Source organism: Amycolatopsis cynarae (genome assembly GCF_026802195.1).
GTDB lineage: Bacteria > Actinomycetota > Actinomycetes > Mycobacteriales > Pseudonocardiaceae > Amycolatopsis_E > Amycolatopsis_E rhizosphaerae.
In genome coordinates, this window is record NZ_CP113836.1 from 5,837,071 (window position 1) to 5,854,431 (window position 17,361).

Annotated in this window: 8 protein-coding genes and 2 rRNA genes; 4 read left to right on the top strand and 6 right to left on the bottom strand. The window is 65.3% G+C overall.

The window, feature by feature from the left end:
- Positions 1 to 36 precede the first annotated feature (36 nt).
- The 4 genes from ORV05_RS28035 to ORV05_RS28050 all read right to left on the bottom strand — a co-directional run bounded on the left by ORV05_RS28035 (position 37) and on the right by ORV05_RS28050 (position 8,124).
- Positions 37 to 3,147: ribosomal RNA gene (locus ORV05_RS28035) — 23S ribosomal RNA — on the bottom strand.
- 326 nt (positions 3,148 to 3,473) lie between these two features.
- A 16S ribosomal RNA gene (locus tag ORV05_RS28040) occupies positions 3,474 to 4,992 on the bottom strand.
- Together the 16S and 23S rRNA genes form the textbook arrangement of a ribosomal RNA operon.
- A gap of 414 nt (positions 4,993 to 5,406) precedes the next feature.
- Positions 5,407 to 6,750: a glutamine synthetase family protein gene (locus ORV05_RS28045; protein ID WP_268754995.1), complete on the bottom strand. Its 1,344-nt coding sequence runs from the start codon at positions 6,748 to 6,750 to the stop codon at positions 5,407 to 5,409.
- A 9-nt stretch (positions 6,751 to 6,759) separates the two neighbouring features.
- Positions 6,760 to 8,124, bottom strand: coding sequence for an MFS transporter (locus tag ORV05_RS28050; protein ID WP_407652576.1), 1,365 nt, complete (start codon positions 8,122 to 8,124; stop codon positions 6,760 to 6,762).
- Between ORV05_RS28050 and ORV05_RS28055 the strand changes: the two genes are divergently transcribed.
- Both ORV05_RS28055 and ORV05_RS28060 read left to right on the top strand, forming a co-directional pair.
- A complete protein-coding gene (locus tag ORV05_RS28055) occupies positions 8,123 to 9,076 on the top strand; it encodes a GlxA family transcriptional regulator (protein WP_268754997.1) in 954 nt (317 codons plus the stop codon). The two genes, ORV05_RS28050 and ORV05_RS28055, sit on opposite strands and share 2 nt — an antisense overlap.
- Before the next feature lie 22 nt (positions 9,077 to 9,098).
- Positions 9,099 to 9,797, top strand: coding sequence for an LppX_LprAFG lipoprotein (locus ORV05_RS28060; RefSeq protein WP_268754999.1), 699 nt, complete (start codon positions 9,099 to 9,101; stop codon positions 9,795 to 9,797).
- 31 nt (positions 9,798 to 9,828) lie between these two features.
- Here ORV05_RS28060 and ORV05_RS28065 read toward each other — a convergent pair whose 3' ends face one another.
- Both ORV05_RS28065 and ORV05_RS28070 read right to left on the bottom strand, forming a co-directional pair.
- Entirely contained in the window at positions 9,829 to 11,409 is a 1,581-nt protein-coding gene (locus ORV05_RS28065; protein WP_268755000.1) for an alpha/beta hydrolase, read from the bottom strand.
- Between the two features lie 22 nt (positions 11,410 to 11,431).
- On the bottom strand, positions 11,432 to 12,775 hold the full coding sequence (locus tag ORV05_RS28070; RefSeq protein WP_407652577.1) for an alpha/beta hydrolase: 1,344 nt from the start codon (positions 12,773 to 12,775) through the stop codon (positions 11,432 to 11,434).
- 368 nt (positions 12,776 to 13,143) lie between these two features.
- Here ORV05_RS28070 and secA2 point away from each other — a divergent pair, with 368 nt between their 5' ends.
- Positions 13,144 to 15,471 (top strand): accessory Sec system translocase SecA2, encoded by a 2,328-nt coding sequence (gene secA2, locus ORV05_RS28075; protein ID WP_268755001.1) that lies wholly within the window; start codon positions 13,144 to 13,146, stop codon positions 15,469 to 15,471.
- Positions 15,472 to 15,621: 150 nt separating this feature from the next.
- Positions 15,622 to 17,352 (top strand): NAD+ synthase, encoded by a 1,731-nt coding sequence (locus tag ORV05_RS28080; RefSeq protein WP_268755002.1) that lies wholly within the window; start codon positions 15,622 to 15,624, stop codon positions 17,350 to 17,352.
- Positions 17,353 to 17,361: the final 9 nt, after the last annotated feature.

Consider the following 17,361-nt stretch of genomic DNA (forward strand, 5'->3'; position numbering starts at 1 on the left):
TGTTTCAGAACCATAGAGTGGATGCGTAGCACCTTTGTAGACAAGTCCTCGGCCTATTAGTACCAGTCAACTCGAAAACACATTACTGTGCGTCCATTTCTGGCCTATCAACCCCATCGTCTCTAGGGGGCCTTAACCCACAAAGGGGTGGGAGACCTCATCTTGGAACAGGCTTCCCGCTTAGATGCCTTCAGCGGTTATCCCTTCCGAACGTAGCCAACCAGCCATGCCACTGGCGTGACAACTGGCATACCAGAGGTTCGTCCGTCCCGGTCCTCTCGTACTAGGGACAGCCTTCCTCAAGTCTCCTACGCGCGCGGCGGATAGGGACCGAACTGTCTCACGACGTTCTAAACCCAGCTCGCGTGCCGCTTTAATGGGCGAACAGCCCAACCCTTGGGACCTACTCCGGCCCCAGGATGCGACGAGCCGACATCGAGGTGCCAAACCATGCCGTCGATATGGACTCTTGGGCAAGATCAGCCTGTTATCCCCGGGGTACCTTTTATCCGTTGAGCGACACCCCTTCCACCAGGAGGTGCCGGATCACTAGTCCCGACTTTCGTCCCTGCTCGACCTGTCAGTCTCACAGTCAAGCTCCCTTGTGCACTTACACTCAACACCTGATTGCCAACCAGGCTGAGGGAACCTTTGGGCGCCTCCGTTACTCTTTAGGAGGCAACCGCCCCAGTTAAACTACCCACCAGGCACTGTCCCTGAACCGGATCACGGTCCGAGGTTCAGATTCCCAATCCGATCAGAGTGGTATTTCAACAACGACTCCACGAGAACTAGCGTCCCCGCTTCACAGTCTCCCACCTATCCTACACAAACCGAACCGAAAACCAATACCAAGCTATAGTAAAGGTCCCGGGGTCTTTCCGTCCTGCCGCGCGTAACGAGCATCTTTACTCGTAATGCAATTTCGCCGGGCCTGTGGTTGAGACAGCCGGAAAGTCGTTACGCCATTCGTGCAGGTCGGAACTTACCCGACAAGGAATTTCGCTACCTTAGGATGGTTATAGTTACCACCGCCGTTTACTGGCGCTTAAATTCTCAGCTTCGCCCCGAAAGGCTAACCGGTCCTCTTAACGTTCCAGCACCGGGCAGGCGTCAGTCCATATACATCGTCTTACGACTTCGCATGGACCTGTGTTTTTAGTAAACAGTCGCTTTCCGCTGGTCTCTGCGGCCAACTCACCCTAGCCCGCGAAGGGCTTCAAGTGCTTTGGCCCCCCTTCTCCCGAAGTTACGGGGGCATTTTGCCGAGTTCCTTAACCACAGTTCACCCGATCGCCTTAGTATTCTCTACCTGACCACCTGTGTCGGTTTGGGGTACGGGCCACACATGTTCTCGCTAGAGGCTTTTCTCGGCAGCATAGGATCACTCTACTTCACCTCAACGGCTACGCATCACGTCTCAGCCCATATGGAACACGGATTTACCTACGTTCCGGCCTACACGCTTACACCAGTACAACCACTCACTGGCGGAGCTACCTTCCTGCGTCACCCCATCGCTTAACTACTACACCATCAGGCCCCACGCTCACCAACCACCAATCCGAAGATCAGCAGCCAGCTCGGGTGGTTAGTATCCGGCGCCTCGCTATGGGCGAACACACGCGGGTACGGGAATATCAACCCGTTGTCCATCGACTACGCCTGTCGGCCTCGCCTTAGGTCCCGACTCACCCTGGGCAGATTAACTTGACCCAGGAACCCTTGGTCATCCGGCGGCAGAGGTTCTCACTCTGCATTCGCTACTCATGCCTGCATTCTCACTCCCACACCCTCCACCGCTAACTTACGTCACGGCTTCACTGGATGCAGGACGCTCCCCTACCCATCAACACGACTACACACAACCCACAAAGAGCTGCGCGGATCTATTGTGTCAATGACACGGCTTCGGCGGTGTGCTTAAGCCCCGCTACATTGTCGGCGCAGGACCACTTGACCAGTGAGCTATTACGCACTCTTTCAAGGGTGGCTGCTTCTAAGCCAACCTCCTGGTTGTCTGGGCAATCCCACATCCTTTCCCACTGAGCACACACTTCGGGGCCTTAGCCGGTGTTCTGGGCTGTTTCCCTCTCGACGACGAAGCTTATCCCCCGCCGTCTCACTGCCGCGCTCTCACTCTCTGGTATTCGGAGTTTGGTTGACTTCGGTAACCCGGTAAGGCCCCTAGGCCATCCAGTAGCTCTACCCCCAGAGAGAAACACACGACGCTGCACCTAAATGCATTTCGGGGAGAACCAGCTATCACGGAGTTTGATTGGCCTTTCACCCCTACCCACAACTCATCCCCCAGGTTTTCAACCCTGGTGGGTTCGGGCCTCCACACCGTCTTACCGGCGCTTCACCCTGGCCATGGGTAGATCACTCCGCTTCGGGTCTAGACCACGCGACTCAAACGCCCTATTCAGACTCGCTTTCGCTACGGCTACCCCACACGGGTTAACCTCGCCACGCAGCACTAACTCGCAGGCTCATTCTTCAAAAGGCACGCCATCACCCAAAGGCTCTGACGGCTTGTAGGCACACGGTTTCAGGTACTCTTTCACTCCCCTCCCGGGGTACTTTTCATCTTTCCCTCACGGTACTAGTCCGCTATCGGTCACCAGGAAGTATTTAGGCTTACCGGGTGGTCCCGGCAGATTCACAGCAAATTCCACGAGCTCGCTGCTACTCGGGAACACCATCACACAACACCAACACGACTTTCGCGTACGGGACTCTCACCCACTCCGGTCAACCATCCCAGGCTGTTCCACTAGCCGCGCAGCATCACGCCCAGACTGTCAGATCTGGGAAGACAGGTCCCACAACCCCGCACACACAACCCCTGACAGGTATCACATGCATACGGTTTAGCCTCCTCCGCTTTCGCTCGCCACTACTCACGGAATCACACTTGTTTTCTCTTCCTACGGGTACTGAGATGTTTCACTTCCCCGCGTTCCCTCCATACCGGCTATATATTCACCAGCAGGTAACACCTCATAACAGGTGCTGGGTTTCCCCATTCGGACACCCTCGGATCACAGCTCGGTTGGCAGCTCCCCGAGGCTTATCGCAGCCTCCCACGTCCTTCATCGGCTCCTGATGCCAAGACATCCACCATGTGCCCATAACAACTTGACCACAAAGATGCTCGCATCCACTCTACAGTTCTCAAACACCACACCAGAAACAACCACCCACCGGCAAAACCGGCCCAGGCGTGTTGCCTCAGGACCCAACAGTGCACCAACAAACACCAAACAACAGAACCCCATCCACACACTTTCCACGCCCCCACCAACAGGCAGAAACAGTACTCACGCGGGACAGCAAACCCTGCCGCCGGCATAAACCAGTAGTTCCACAATTCCTTGAGCGCCCAGACAGTGCCACATTCGGACACTAGGCCTGGCCACTCCACCACTCACCACCAAAAGCGGATCGGATGGATGTGTTGTGCTCCTTAGAAAGGAGGTGATCCAGCCGCACCTTCCGGTACGGCTACCTTGTTACGACTTCGTCCCAATCGCCAGTCCCACCTTCGACCACTCCCTCCCTTACGGGTTGGGCCGTGGGCTTCGGGTGTTACCGACTTTCATGACGTGACGGGCGGTGTGTACAAGGCCCGGGAACGTATTCACCGCAGCGTTGCTGATCTGCGATTACTAGCGACTCCGACTTCACGCAGTCGAGTTGCAGACTGCGATCCGAACTGAGACTGGCTTTAAGGGATTCGCTCCACCTCGCGGTATCGCAGCCCTCTGTACCAGCCATTGTAGCATGTGTGAAGCCCTGGACATAAGGGGCATGATGACTTGACGTCATCCCCACCTTCCTCCGAGTTGACCCCGGCAGTCTCCCGCGAGTCCCCGCCATTACGCGCTGGCAACACAGGACAAGGGTTGCGCTCGTTGCGGGACTTAACCCAACATCTCACGACACGAGCTGACGACAGCCATGCACCACCTGTACACCAACCACAAGGGAAACCGTATCTCTACGGCTGTCTGATGCATGTCAAGCCCAGGTAAGGTTCTTCGCGTTGCATCGAATTAATCCACATGCTCCGCCGCTTGTGCGGGCCCCCGTCAATTCCTTTGAGTTTTAGCCTTGCGGCCGTACTCCCCAGGCGGGGCGCTTAATGCGTTAGCTACGGCACGGACAACGTGGATGTCGCCCACACCTAGCGCCCAACGTTTACAGCGTGGACTACCAGGGTATCTAATCCTGTTCGCTCCCCACGCTTTCGCTCCTCAGCGTCAGTATCGGCCCAGAGACCCGCCTTCGCCACCGGTGTTCCTCCTGATATCTGCGCATTTCACCGCTACACCAGGAATTCCAGTCTCCCCTACCGAACTCAAGTCTGCCCGTATCGACCGCAAGCTGAAGGTTAAGCCTCCAGTTTTCACGGCCGACGCAACAAACCGCCTACGAGCTCTTTACGCCCAATAATTCCGGACAACGCTCGCACCCTACGTATTACCGCGGCTGCTGGCACGTAGTTAGCCGGTGCTTCTTCTCCAGGTACCGTCACTTGCGCTTCGTCCCTGGCGAAAGAGGTTTACAACCCGAAGGCCGTCATCCCTCACGCGGCGTCGCTGCATCAGGCTTTCGCCCATTGTGCAATATTCCCCACTGCTGCCTCCCGTAGGAGTCTGGGCCGTGTCTCAGTCCCAGTGTGGCCGGTCACCCTCTCAGGCCGGCTACCCGTCGTCGCCTTGGTAGGCCATCACCCCACCAACAAGCTGATAGGCCGCGGGCTCACCCTGCACCGCCGGAACTTTCCACCCCACACCATGCGGTGCGAAGTCGTATCCGGTATTAGACCCCGTTTCCAGGGCTTATCCCAGAGTGCAGGACAGATTACCCACGTGTTACTCACCCGTTCGCCACTCATCCACCACCGAAGTGGCTTCAGCGTTCGACTTGCATGTGTTAAGCACGCCGCCAGCGTTCGTCCTGAGCCAGGATCAAACTCTCCAACAATGTCAGAAAATCCGATCGACTCAAACAGTCAATCTCAAAGGAACCCAAAGGGTTCAAATATACAAAGCTCTACTGGCTTAGTTCATTAGCACACTGTTGAGTTCTCAAACAACACGCAACCGCAGTTGCTTCTTCTAAGTCTTCTGGCTTGCCCTTGGCGCCTGGGAAGCCTCAACCCCATCTGATTACCAGTGGTGTTGTTGCAACCCTACCTTCAGGGCCGTCGCAGTACGTTACCTGGCTCGGTTCGCGGTGTCAAGTCCGCCCGACCCGGGGGCCGTCCGCCGGGGCTTTCGGCCCCGTCGTCCCGGTCTCCCTGGCGACGAAGAGAAGATTACACGGGCCGGAACCCCCCTGAAACAGGGGGGTTCCCCAAGGGTGAAAACCGCTGGTCAGAGGCCCTTTTTCGGAGGGTCAGAGCACCGGGAGCAGCGTCTTGAGCTCATACGGTGTCACCGCGCTCCGGTAGTTGTCCCACTCCACCCGCTTGTTCCGCAGGAAGAAGTCGTAGACGTGCTCGCCGAGCGCCTCCGGCAGCAGTTCCGAACGCTCCATCTCGGCGAGCGCCTCACCAAGGTTCTGCGGCAACTGCTTGTAGCCCGCTGCCTTCCGCTCGGCCTCGCTGAGCGACCAGATGTTGTCCTCGGCGGGCGGGGGCAGCTCGTACCCCTTCTCGATCCCCCTCAGCCCGGCGGCCAGTACGACCGAGTACGCCAGGTAGGGGTTGCAGGCCGAGTCGATGGTGCGGATCTCGACCCGGCGCGAAGACGCCTTGCCCGGAGAGTAGTTGGGCACCCGGACCAGGGCCGAGCGGTTCGCCCTGCCCCACGAGACCGTTGTCGGTGCCTCACCGCCGCTGATCAGCCTCTTGTACGAGTTCACCCATTGGTTGGTGACCGCCGAGATCTCCCTGGCGTGGAACAGCAGGCCGGCGACGAACGCCTTGCCGGTCTCGGACAGCTCGAAGGGGTCCTCCGGATTGTGGAAGGCATTGCGGTCGCCTTCGAACAGCGAGACGTGGGTGTGCATCCCGGAGCCGGGCTGGTTGGTGAACGGCTTCGGCATGAAGGTGGCCCGGACACCCTGCGTCAGAGCCACCTCCTTGATCACGTACCGGAACGTCATCACGTTGTCGGCCATGGTCAGGGCATCGGCGTAACGCAGGTCGATCTCCTGCTGGCCGGGCGCCCCTTCATGGTGGCTGAACTCGACCGAGATGCCCATCGCCTCGAGGGTCTCGATGGCGTGACGGCGGAAGTGGGTGGCGGTCGCGTGGCTCGCCTGGTCGAAGTACCCGCCGTTGTCGGCGGGCTCGGGCTCGCTGCCGTCTTCGGACAAGCCGTTCAGCAGGAAGAACTCGATTTCCGGGTGCACGTAACAGGTGAATCCCGCTTCACCCGCCTTCGACAACTGGCGGCGCAGCACATGCCGCGGGTCCGCCCAGGAGGGTGAACCATCCGGCATCGCGATGTCGCAGAACATCCGCGCCGAGTAGGGCCCGCCTTCCGGCGTTTCCCAGGGCAGCACCTGGAAGGTGGACGGGTCGGGCTTGGCGATCATGTCCGATTCGTAGACGCGTGCGAAGCCCTCGATGGCCGATCCGTCGAACCCGATCCCGTCGCTGAACGCGCCCTCGAGTTCGGCGGGGGCGACGGCCACCGACTTGAGAAAACCCAAGACGTCGGTGAACCACAGTCGGACGAAGCGGATGTCACGTTCTTCCAGCGTGCGCAGCACGAACTCCTGCTGGCGATCCATGGCCGCACCCTACGGCCGCTGTGTTAACGCCATGTTTCGCGGTTCTCCCGCTACCCCGGCCGAGGGAACCGAGACCGACATCAGTGCTGCCAGGGCGCACAATCCGCCCGCCAGGTACCACGCGAGGTCGTAACTTCCCGAGGCGTCGTGGATCGCACCGGCCCCCACCGCGGCGATCGACGCACCGATCTGGTGAGAGGCGAAGACCCAGCCGAACACGATCGGACCGGTCAGGCCGAACCGGTCACGGCACAGCGCCACGGTGGGCGGCACGGTCGCCACCCAGTCCAGACCGTAGAAGACGATGAACGCCCACATCGGAGGCTCGGTCGTCGGCGCGAACAGGTGCGGTAGCAGAAGCAGCGAAGCCCCGCGAAGGAAGTAATACCCGCCCAGCAGCCACCTCGGATCCACGCGGTCGGTGAGCCAGCCCGAGGCGATCGTGCCTGCCACGTCGAACAGCCCGACCACGGCCAGCAGGGAGGCCGCGGTCGTCACCGGCATGCCGTGCTCGTGCGCCGCAGGCACGAAATGGGTCCCCACCAGGCCGTTCGTCGAGGCGCCGCAGATCGCGAACCCGCCGGCCAGCAGCCAGAACACCCGGCTGCGGGCGGCCTGGCCGAGTACCGTCACGGCCCGGCGGGCCGTTCCCCGCGCCGGGGCCGGCTTTTCCTCCGGCTCGGTGGCCCCGTAGGCGGTCGTGCCCACGTCACTCGGGTGGTCCCTCAGGAGAAGCAACACGATCGGGGCGACGATCAGGGCGGCACCCGCGACCAGCAGCGAGGCCGAGCGCCAGCCATGGCGGCCCGCCAGGGACGCGATCAGCGGGAGGAAAACCAGTTGGCCGGCGGCGCCCGCGGCGGTGAGCACACCACTGACCAGCCCGCGGTGCTTGACGAACCAGCGGCTGGTCACGGTGGCGACGAAGGCGAGCGCCATCGAACCCGTTCCCGTGCCGACGAGGACGCCCCAGCACAGCACGAGCTGCCAGCTCTGGGTCATGAACACGGTCAGGCCGCTGCCCGCGGCGACCAGCACCAGCGCGCCTGACACCACGCGCCGCATGCCCAGGCGCTCCATGAGCGCGGCCGCGAACGGCGAGATCAGGCCGTAGAGCACCAGATTGATGGACACCGCGGAGGAGATCGTGGCACGGGACCAGCCGAACTCGTCGTGGAGCGGATCGATCAGCACGCTGGGGGTCGCACGGAAGCCGGCGGCCCCGACGAGAGCGATGAAGGCGGCGAGGGCCACCAGCCAGGCACGATGCACCCGCGGCGGGGACTGCACTTCGGAAATCACCCGATCAGCTTGAGTGTTCGATGGCGGTGAGACGAGTGGCCGGAGCGCCAATATATGCAAGAATCCGGCCATGCACCGTGTGGTCGTACTGGCTGTTTCCGAGGTGATCGGTTACGACCTCAACATCCCTCCGCAGGTGTTCAACGCGGCCGTCCGTGACGGGCAACGGCTCTATGACGTGCGCCTGTGCGGAGTCGACGACCAGCCCGTGAAGGTGAGCTACGGGTACGAGGCACGGTTCGAACACGGCCCGGCCGTCCTGGCCGAAGCCGACACCGTGATCATCCCCGGCACGCGCGTGGCCGGGCCGCGACAGCACGGGGTGCTGCCCGCCGAACTGGCCGAAGCGCTGGCCCTCATCCCGTCCCACGCCCGCATCATGTCGATCTGCACGGGGGCGTTCGTGCTCGCGGCCGCAGGCCTGCTCGACGGGCGGCGGGCGACGACGCACTGGTCGCACGCGGAATCCTTCCGCCGGTTGTATCCGCAGGTCGAACTCGACGAGAACGTCCTGTTCGTCGACGACGGCGACGTACTCACTTCCGCCGGTCTGTCCGCCGGGGTCGACCTGTGCCTGCACGTGATCCGCTCCGACCACGGGAGCGCGGTCGCCAACCAAGCCGCGAGGTACTGCGTGGTGCCGCCGTGGCGCGACGGTGGCCAGTCGCAGTACATCGACCGGCCGTTACCCGCACCCGGCGAGGGCAGCACGGCCGCGACCCGCGCATGGGCGATCGAACACCTGGCCGAGCCGCTCGACCTGACCACCCTGGCGCGGCACGCGCGCATGAGCGTCCGCACCTTCAGCAGGCGGTTCCGGGCCGAGACCGGACTGTCGCCCCGGTCGTGGCTGAACCAGCAGCGGGTGCTGCACGCGCGCCATCTGCTCGAGACCACCACCCTGGCGATCGAGCGGGTCGCCGCGGAATCGGGGCTGGGCAGCGCCGCTTCCCTGCGCCAGCATTTCAGCGCCACCCTCGGCGTCTCCCCGCTCGCCTATCGCCGCACCTTCTCGGGCACCTGACCGGCAGCGCTACGGTTGTCGCATGCTCCGCCGCCGCGCCGCCAGTTTTCTCGCACTGACCCTGGCGCTCGTCAGCGGCTGCACCGCTTCGCCCGACACGCGAGGACCGCTGCCCGACGCGACGGGCCTGGTCACGACCGCGGCCGCGAGTTTCGAGCAGGTGCGCACCCTCCAGTTCGATTTCAGCGTGAGCGGCACGATTCCCGGGCTCGACATCCGCGAAGTCAAGGGTCAGGCCAGCCGGGAGGGCGGCCCCTACGGCAGCGCCTCCGGCCAGGCCGACATGCAGGAATCGACCAACCGTTTCGAAATGGGCTTCCAGATCGTCGGCGACCGGCTCCGCCTGACGAACCAGCACGGCCTGCAAACCGACGAGCCGGTGCCTCCCGAGTACCGGCCGGTCCTGCTGATGGGACCGGACAGCGGGCTGCCGAAGCTGCTGAAGTCGGCGACCGGGCTGAGGACGGAGACGAAGGAAGACGTCAAGGGCGTGCAGACCTACCGGGTGACCGGGCAACTCGCGAAGGACACGGTGGCCGAGGTACTGCCGGCAGTCCAGTCGAACGTGGACGTGAAGTTCTGGGTCACCCAGAGCGAGCCGCGCACGCTCGTGCGGGTGTGGATGCAGCTTCCCCCGCGGCAGCCGAACGAAGGTGCGGTCATGCTGGAACTCGGGCTTTCCGGGGTGAACCAACCGGTCAGTACGACGAGGGTGGGCTGAGGCCGGGGCGTTGCTCCAGACCGGCCGTTGGTCAGCCCGGGCAGCGCGTGTTCGGCGGCGGCAGGGTGCCGTCGACGAGGTAGGCCAGTGCGTTGATGTCGACGCAGGTGTCGCCGTGCAGGAATGCGGTGTGCTGGGTGCCGTCGAAGGTGAGCAGGCCCCCGCCCAGTTCCGCGGCCAGGTTCACCCCCGCCTGGTACGGGGTCGCCGGATCGTTGGTGGTGGAGATGACCAGCGGCGGGGGAAGGCCGGGTGCGATCGGGCGGTGTGGCTGTGACGTGCTCGGGACCGGCCAGTTCGCGCACACGTCCGGTTCGCCCTCGTCAGGGCGCCCGCCACCGAGGAAGGGCGCGGTGGCGAGCATCCGCAGGTGCGCCTCCGCGATCGCGAACGGGTCGGTGAGGCGCGGGTTGTCCACGCATCTCACCGCAAAGTAGGCGTCCTGGAGAGACGAGTAGCGACCGTCGGCGCCGCGCTCGTAATAGGCGTCGGCCAAGCGCAGGAGCCCACTCCCGTCCCCGGCCTTGAGCTGGTTGAGCCCGGTGCTCAGGGAGGGCCACAACTGCCGGGAGTACATGGCCTCGACCACGGCGGTCACCGCGTCGTCATAGGTGAGCTTCCGGCCGCCCGCTTGGGCCGGTGCGACGAGCAAGCGCCGGACCAGCCCGTCGAACACGTCGGGGGCACGGGCGGGATCGTCCCCGAGTGCGCACCCCGGATGGCGGGAGCACTCGGTGGCGAAGAGGCCGAACGATCGAGCGAACCCCTCCCCCTGCGCGACCAGTGAGTCCACCTGGGTCTGAGTGGGGTCGACGGCGCCGTCGAGCACCATCACGCGCACATTCCGGGGGAAGGCCTCCGCGTAGCTGTAGCCGATTTGAGTGCCGTACGAGTAGCCGAGGTAGGACAGCTTCTCGTCGCCGAGCGCGGCGCGCAGCACGTCCAGGTCCTTCACGACATCCCTGGTGCCGATGTTGGCGAGCAGTTCGGCACCGTGTCCGGTGCGCTGAGTGCATTTCGAGTCGAAATCGCGTGCCACGGCCGACCAGACCGCGGCGGAGTCGTGGGTGGTGCCGTCGCCGCGGTATTCGGCGCGGTCGGCGTCACGTTCGGCATCGGTCAGGCAGCGCACCCGCGGCTGGCTCGCGCCGACGCCTCGCGGGTCGAAACCGACCAGATCGAACCGCAGGCCGATGGCGTTGTTGGTGGTCCGCGGTATCAGGCGCGCCGCCGCTTCCATACCCGACCCACCCGGCCCGCCCGGATTCATCACCAGCGAGCCGATCCGGTCCTCCGGGTGGGCCGCGCGGCGCCGCAGGACACCCACGGTGATCGTGTCGCCTTGGGGACGCGCATAGTCCAGCGGCACGGTGAGCCGCGCACATTCCACCCCCGGGGCGCGGAAAGCCTGCGCGCTGTCCTGATCCGTGGCGAAGGGACCGCAGGCGCCCCAGGCCAGTTTCTGCTCGTAGAACCGGTCGAGGGCGTGCACATCGGCGACGGGGGACGGTGAGGGCGGGCTCGGCGGCAGCGACGGGCCCGGCGTCGTGGTGCACGCACCGAGCACGGACACCAGGCTGGTGACGGTCAGTGACAGGCTGCGGGAGCGCACCTTTCACATCGTGCCAGCTCGGTCACTGAGCGGCACACCGTCGACCATCCGGCGGCAGCGTGCCGGAGATCAGATAGGCCGCGCCCGCCTGATCCACACACGAGTTCCCCTGCAGGAAGACGGTGTGCTGGGTGCCTTCGAAAGTCAGGAGTGCGCCGTTCATCGCCTTCGCCAGATTCACACCCGCGTCGTACGGGGTGGCCGGGTCGTTGGTGGTGGAGATCACCAGGATCGGCGGCAGCCCCGCCACCTTGGGTTCATGCGGCTCGGAGGTGTTGGGGACCGGCCAGAACGCACACGAATCGAGCGCGGCGCCGTTCGGACGGCCGTCGTCGAGGAAGGGGGCGACCCGGTCGTAACTGTTCTCCGCGGCCACGATCCTGGCCTTGTCGGTGACGCGGGGATCGTCCACGCAGCGGATCGCGGTGAACGCGTCCTGCGTGTTCGTGTAGTGCCCGCTGGTGTCACGTTCGTTGTACTGGTCGGCCAGCGCCATCAGCATCGTGCCGCGGCCCCGTTTGAGCTCGTTGAGGCCGGAGTTGAGCGGCGCCCACAGTTGTTGCGAATAGAGCGCCTGGATGGTGCCGAGCGTCGCGTCGTCGAAGGTGAGTTCCCGGCCGTCGGCGAGGCGCAGCGGATGGTCGATCAGCGGCCGCACCAGGTTCTGATAGGCCGCCGTCGCGGCGCCCGCGTCGGTTCCGAGCGCGCAGTCCTTCTGCGCGGTACACCATTGGGTGTACTTCGTGAACGCCGTGCCGAACCCGGCGCCCTGGGCGACGAGCGAGTCCACCGCGTCCTGGCTGGGGTCGAGCGCACCGTCGAGCACCATGGCACGGACGTTGCCGGGGAACTGCTCGGCGTAGGTGTAGCCGATCCGTGTGCCGTAGGAGTAGCCGAGATAGGTCAGCTTCTCCACGCCGAGCGCGGACCTGAGTACGTCCATGTCCCTGGCCACGTCGCGCGTGCCGATGTTGGCGAGCATGGCCGTGCCCTTGGGGGTCCGCTGGAGGCATTTGGCGACGAAGTCCTTCGCGTCCGCCTCCTGCCTGGCCACGCCGGCGGGCGAGCCGTCGATACCGAGATCCTCTTCGCGTTCGGCGTCGCGCTCGGAATCGGAAAGGCAGGTCACCTCGGGCTGGCTCGCCCCGACCCCGCGCGGATCGAACCCGACGAGGTCGAACCGCTTGCCGACCGGGCCGTTGGACGCCTGCGAGGCCAGGCTCGCCGCGGCCACCATGCCGGAGGCGCCGGGGCCACCAGGGTTGAGCACGAGCGGACCGACGCGGTTCGCCGGGTCGGTGGCCTTGTGCCGCAGCACACCCACCGTGATGGTGTCGCCCTGGGGGTTCGCGTAGTCCAGCGGCACGGTCAGCCTGCTGCATTGGAGACCGTCCCGACCAAAGAGGGATTTCGCGTCCTCGGAAGTCGCGTAAGGTGCACAATCGCCCCAGGTCAGCGGCTGGGCGTAGAACCTCTCCATGCCCGGGGGCACCGGTCCGGCCGGGCCTAGCGACTCGGTGGTGGCCTGCGGTGTCGTTCTGCCGGGCTGGGTGGTGGTGCAGGCCGAGAGCGGAACCAGAAGGCAGACACCGAGAAGAGCAGTCACCCGGGCGGTCCGCGACCGGGCTCGCTGAAGGAAGGCCACGACGGAATCGTGCCATCCTGGCGGGGAACACACGACCACCACCACCTCGTTGGCCGGTGGACTGGAGAAGGACAGACAGGAGACCAGGGGTGCCAGCACTGATCAGCCGGATGGGCAAGCGCCTCCGCAGGCTCATCGAACGCCCGGCCAGCATCGAGCTGACCCGGTACGAAGCACTGCTCCCGGCGATCGGCGAACTCGAGCCCGAACTGGAGAAACTCACCGACGCCGAACTGACCGAGCGCGCGGCGAAGCTGCGCCGGGAAGCGGAGTTCGGCGACGACCAGTTGATCGAGGTGTGCGCGCTGGGCCGCGAGGCGGCGCGCCGGGCGCTGGACGAGCGCGCCTTCGACGTGCAGTTGCTGGGCACCATGGGTCTGCTCACCGGACACGTCGTGCAGATGGAAACCGGTGAGGGCAAGACCCTCGCGGGGGCACTGGCCGCGGCGGGCTACGCGCTGCAGGGCAAGAGCGTGCACGTCATCTCCGTCAACGACTACCTCGCTCGACGGGATGCCGAGTGGATGGGCCCGGTCTACCGGCTGCTCGGAGTGTCCGTCGGCTGGGTGGAGCCGTCGCTGACCCGTGAGGAGCGGCGCGAGTCCTACGGCCGCGAGGTCACCTACGGTGCGGTCAGTGAGATCGGCTTCGACGTGCTGCGGGACCGGCTGGTCTCACGGGTGGAGGACCTGGTCCAGCCGGAGCCCGAGGTGGCCATCATCGACGAGGCGGACTCGGTGCTGGTGGACGAGGCCAGGGTGCCGCTGGTGATGGCGGGTTCGGTGGACGCCGCGGTGGCCGACGTGGAAGTGGCCAACGTGGTGCGGCGGCTGCGCCTCGGCCTGCACTACGAGACCGACAGCGACGGCCGGAACGCCTGGCTGACCACGGCCGGCGCGTCGGTGGTGGAGAAGGCGCTGGGCGGTATCGAGCTCTACGGCGAGTCGGGTGCGGAGCGGCTGGCGGCGGTGAACGTCGCGCTGCACGCGCACGCGCTGCTCACGCGCGACGTGGACTACCTCGTCCGTGACGGCAAGGTGCAGTTGATCAACGCCTCGCGGGGCCGGGTGGCCGAACTGCAGCGCTGGCCGGACGGCCTGCAGGCCGCGGTCGAGGCCAAGGAGCAACTGCCTGCCACGGACCGGGGGGAGATCCTCGACTCGATCACCGTGCAGGCGCTGCTGGCCCGGTACCCGCAGGTCGCGGGCATGACCGGGACCGCGGTGGCGGTCGCCGAGCAACTGCGCGAGTTCTACCGGCTCGAGGTGGCGGTGATCCCGCCGAACAAGCCCAACGTCCGCGTCGACGAACCGGACCGCATCTTCGCCTCGCCGTCGCACAAGCTCCGGGCGATCGAGGCGGAGATCCGGAAGGTGCACGAGACGGGCCGTCCGATCCTGGTCGGCACCCAGGACGTGGCCGAATCGGAGGAGCTGGCGGAGAAGCTGGCCAAGGTCGACCTGCCGTGTGTGGTGCTCAACGCCCGCAACGACGCCGAGGAAGCGGAGATCATCGCCGAGGCGGGCAAGTACGGCGCGGTGACGGTGTCGACGCAGATGGCCGGGCGGGGTACGGACATCCGGCTGGGCGGTGCCGACGGCAAGGACCGTGAACGGGTCGCCGAACTGGGCGGGCTGCACGTGATCGGCACCGCGCGGTATCCGAGCAGCCGGCTCGACGGCCAGTTGCGTGGGCGGTCCGGCCGCCAGGGCGACCCGGGCAGCGCGGTGTTCTTCGCGAGCCTCAACGACGACCTGGTGCTGTCGTACGCGCCGGACGTGCCCGACGGTATCCAGGCCGACGACGAATCCGGTGAGATCACCGACCCGGCTGCCCAGCGGCAGATCAACCACGCGCAGCGCGTGGCGGAGGGGGTGCATCTGGAGATCCACCGCAACACCTGGCGCTACACGCGGCTGATCGAACACCAGCGCACCGAGTTGCTGAAGCACCGCGACAAGCTGCTCCGGACCCCGCTCGCGGCCGAGAAGCTCAAGGAGGCGGCGGAGAAGCGCTACGAGGAGCTCGAAGAGCAGCTCGGTGAGGAGGGGCTGGTCCAGGCCTGCCGGGAGATCATGCTCTACCACCTCGACCAGCTGTGGTCGGATCACCTGGCGTTCCTGACCGACGTGCGCGAGAGCATCCACCTTCGCGCGCTGGCCAGGGAAACGCCGCTGGACGAGTTCCACCGGGTCGCGATCCCCGAGTTCCGCAAGATCATCCCCACGATCGAGGAGCGGGCGGTCAAGAGCTTCGAGGAAGCCGAGTTCACCGAAAAGGGCCTCGACCTCGCCGCTTCCGGGGTCCGTCGGCCCAGCTCGACCTGGACCTACCTGGTGCACGACAGCCCGTTCGACTCGAACTTCGAGCAGACGCTGAACCAGGTGCGCAACCTGCTGCGCCGCAAGAAGAGCTGACCCGCGGCCGGTGCTTCTGGAGCAAGGTGGATTTGCTACGGGTGCTCCGTGCAGGGAGCCGTAGTAAACATTCTTTGCTCCAGAAACCGGCCGGAGCGCGGTTGGGCACATTCGGTCGTCGGGAGCCGGTGTGTGGGTGAGAATGTGCCTATGCCGCAACTACGGATCGCGCTCGCGCAGATCAACTCGACCGTCGGGGACATCGCGGGCAACACCCGGCTGCACCTCGACTGGGCTCGCCAGGCCCTCGGCGCACGGGCCCATGTCGTGGTGTTCCCCGAGATGTCGCTGACCGGCTACCCCGTCGAGGACCTCTCCCTGCGTTCGACATTCGCGCAGGCTTCCCGTCAGGCGGTCGACGATCTGGCCGGCAGGCTGGTCGAGGCCGGTTGTGGTGATCTGCTGGTCTACGTCGGCTACCTGGACCTCGACGAGGCCGGCCCGCGCGACGCTGCCGCGGCGTTGTACCGCGGCGAGGTGGTGGCGCGGCAGTTCAAGCACCACCTGCCCAACTACGGCGTGTTCGACGAGCATCGCTGGTTCAAGGCGGGGCAGACGCTGGACGTCGTGCGGCTCCACGGCCTCGACATCGGCATGGTGATCTGCGAGGACATCTGGCAGGACGGCGGGCCGGTGACGGCGCTGGGCGAGGCCGGGGTGGATCTCGTGGTGGCGCCGAACGCGTCGCCGTACGAACGCTCCAAGGACGACATCCGCCTGCCGCTGGTCGCCCGCCGTGCCGCGGAGGCCGGCGCGCCGCTGGTGTACGCGAACCTCGTGGGTGGCCAGGACGACCTGGTCTTCGACGGTGACTCGATCGTCGTGGGCGCGAACGGCGATCTGCTGGGACGGGCACCCCAGTTCGTAGAGCACCTGCTGGTGGTGGATCTGGACCTGCCCGCGGGCGGGCATTCCGCCGAGGGCGAGTTCGCCGGGCTGAAGGTGCGGCGGCGTGTGCTGGGCACCGAGCCGGCCGCGCCGTACGAGCCGCTGGCCGAAGTTCCCATCAGCGAGCCGCTGTCGGACGAGGCCGAAGTGTGGTCGGCGCTGGTCGTCGGGCTGCGCGACTACGTCCGGAAGAACGGGTTCCGCTCGGTGCTGTTCGGTTTCTCCGGCGGTATCGACTCGGCGGTGACGGCGGCACTGGCCGTGGACGCGCTGGGCCCGGACGCGGTCTACGGCGTGTCGATGCCGTCGAAGTACTCGTCGGCGCACTCCCGGGAGGACGCCGCCGAGTTGGCGCGGCGCCTGGGCTGCCATTTCCGGACCGAACCGGTCGAGGACATGGTGGAGGTGTACGTCAACCAGTTGAACCTCGCCGGAACCGGGCTCGCCGAGGAGAACATTCAGGCCAGGGTCCGGGGCATGCTGCTGATGGCGCTGTCCAACCTGGAAGGCCACCTGGTGCTGGCGACCGGGAACAAGACCGAGCTCGCGGTCGGGTATTCGACGATCTACGGCGACGCCGTCGGCGGGTTCGCCCCGATCAAGGACGTGTTCAAGCGGCACGTCTGGGAGCTGGCGCGCTGGCGCAACGCGGAGGCCGAAAAGCGCGGTGAAACGCCGCCCATCCCGGAGAACTCGATCACGAAACCGCCATCGGCGGAGCTGCGGCCAGGGCAGCTCGACACCGACTCCCTGCCCGATTACGCACTGCTGGACGACATCCTCGACGACTACATCGAGGGCGACCGCGGGTACGGTGACCTGCTCGCGGCCGGTTTCGAGCCGGAGACGATCGACCGGGTGCTGCGGATGGTGGACCGGGCCGAGTACAAGCGGCGGCAGTACCCGATCGGTACGAAGATCACTTTCAAGGCCTTCGGCCGCGACCGGCGGCTGCCGATCACGAACGGCTGGCGCGAGGGCGACCAGCGCTGACGGGAGCCG

What these genes read in the sequence shown, in the direction of transcription:
- ORV05_RS28045 (WP_268754995.1), bottom strand. Translation starts at nt 6,750, where the DNA reads ATGGATCGCCAGCAGGAGTTCGTGCTGCGCACGCTGGAAGAACGTGAC.
- ORV05_RS28055 (WP_268754997.1), top strand. Translation starts at nt 8,123, where the DNA reads ATGCACCGTGTGGTCGTACTGGCTGTTTCCGAGGTGATCGGTTACGAC.
- ORV05_RS28050 (WP_407652576.1), bottom strand. Translation starts at nt 8,124, where the DNA reads ATGGCCGGATTCTTGCATATATTGGCGCTCCGGCCACTCGTCTCACCG.
- ORV05_RS28060 (WP_268754999.1), top strand. Translation starts at nt 9,099, where the DNA reads ATGCTCCGCCGCCGCGCCGCCAGTTTTCTCGCACTGACCCTGGCGCTC.
- ORV05_RS28080 (WP_268755002.1), top strand. Translation starts at nt 15,622, where the DNA reads ATGCCGCAACTACGGATCGCGCTCGCGCAGATCAACTCGACCGTCGGG.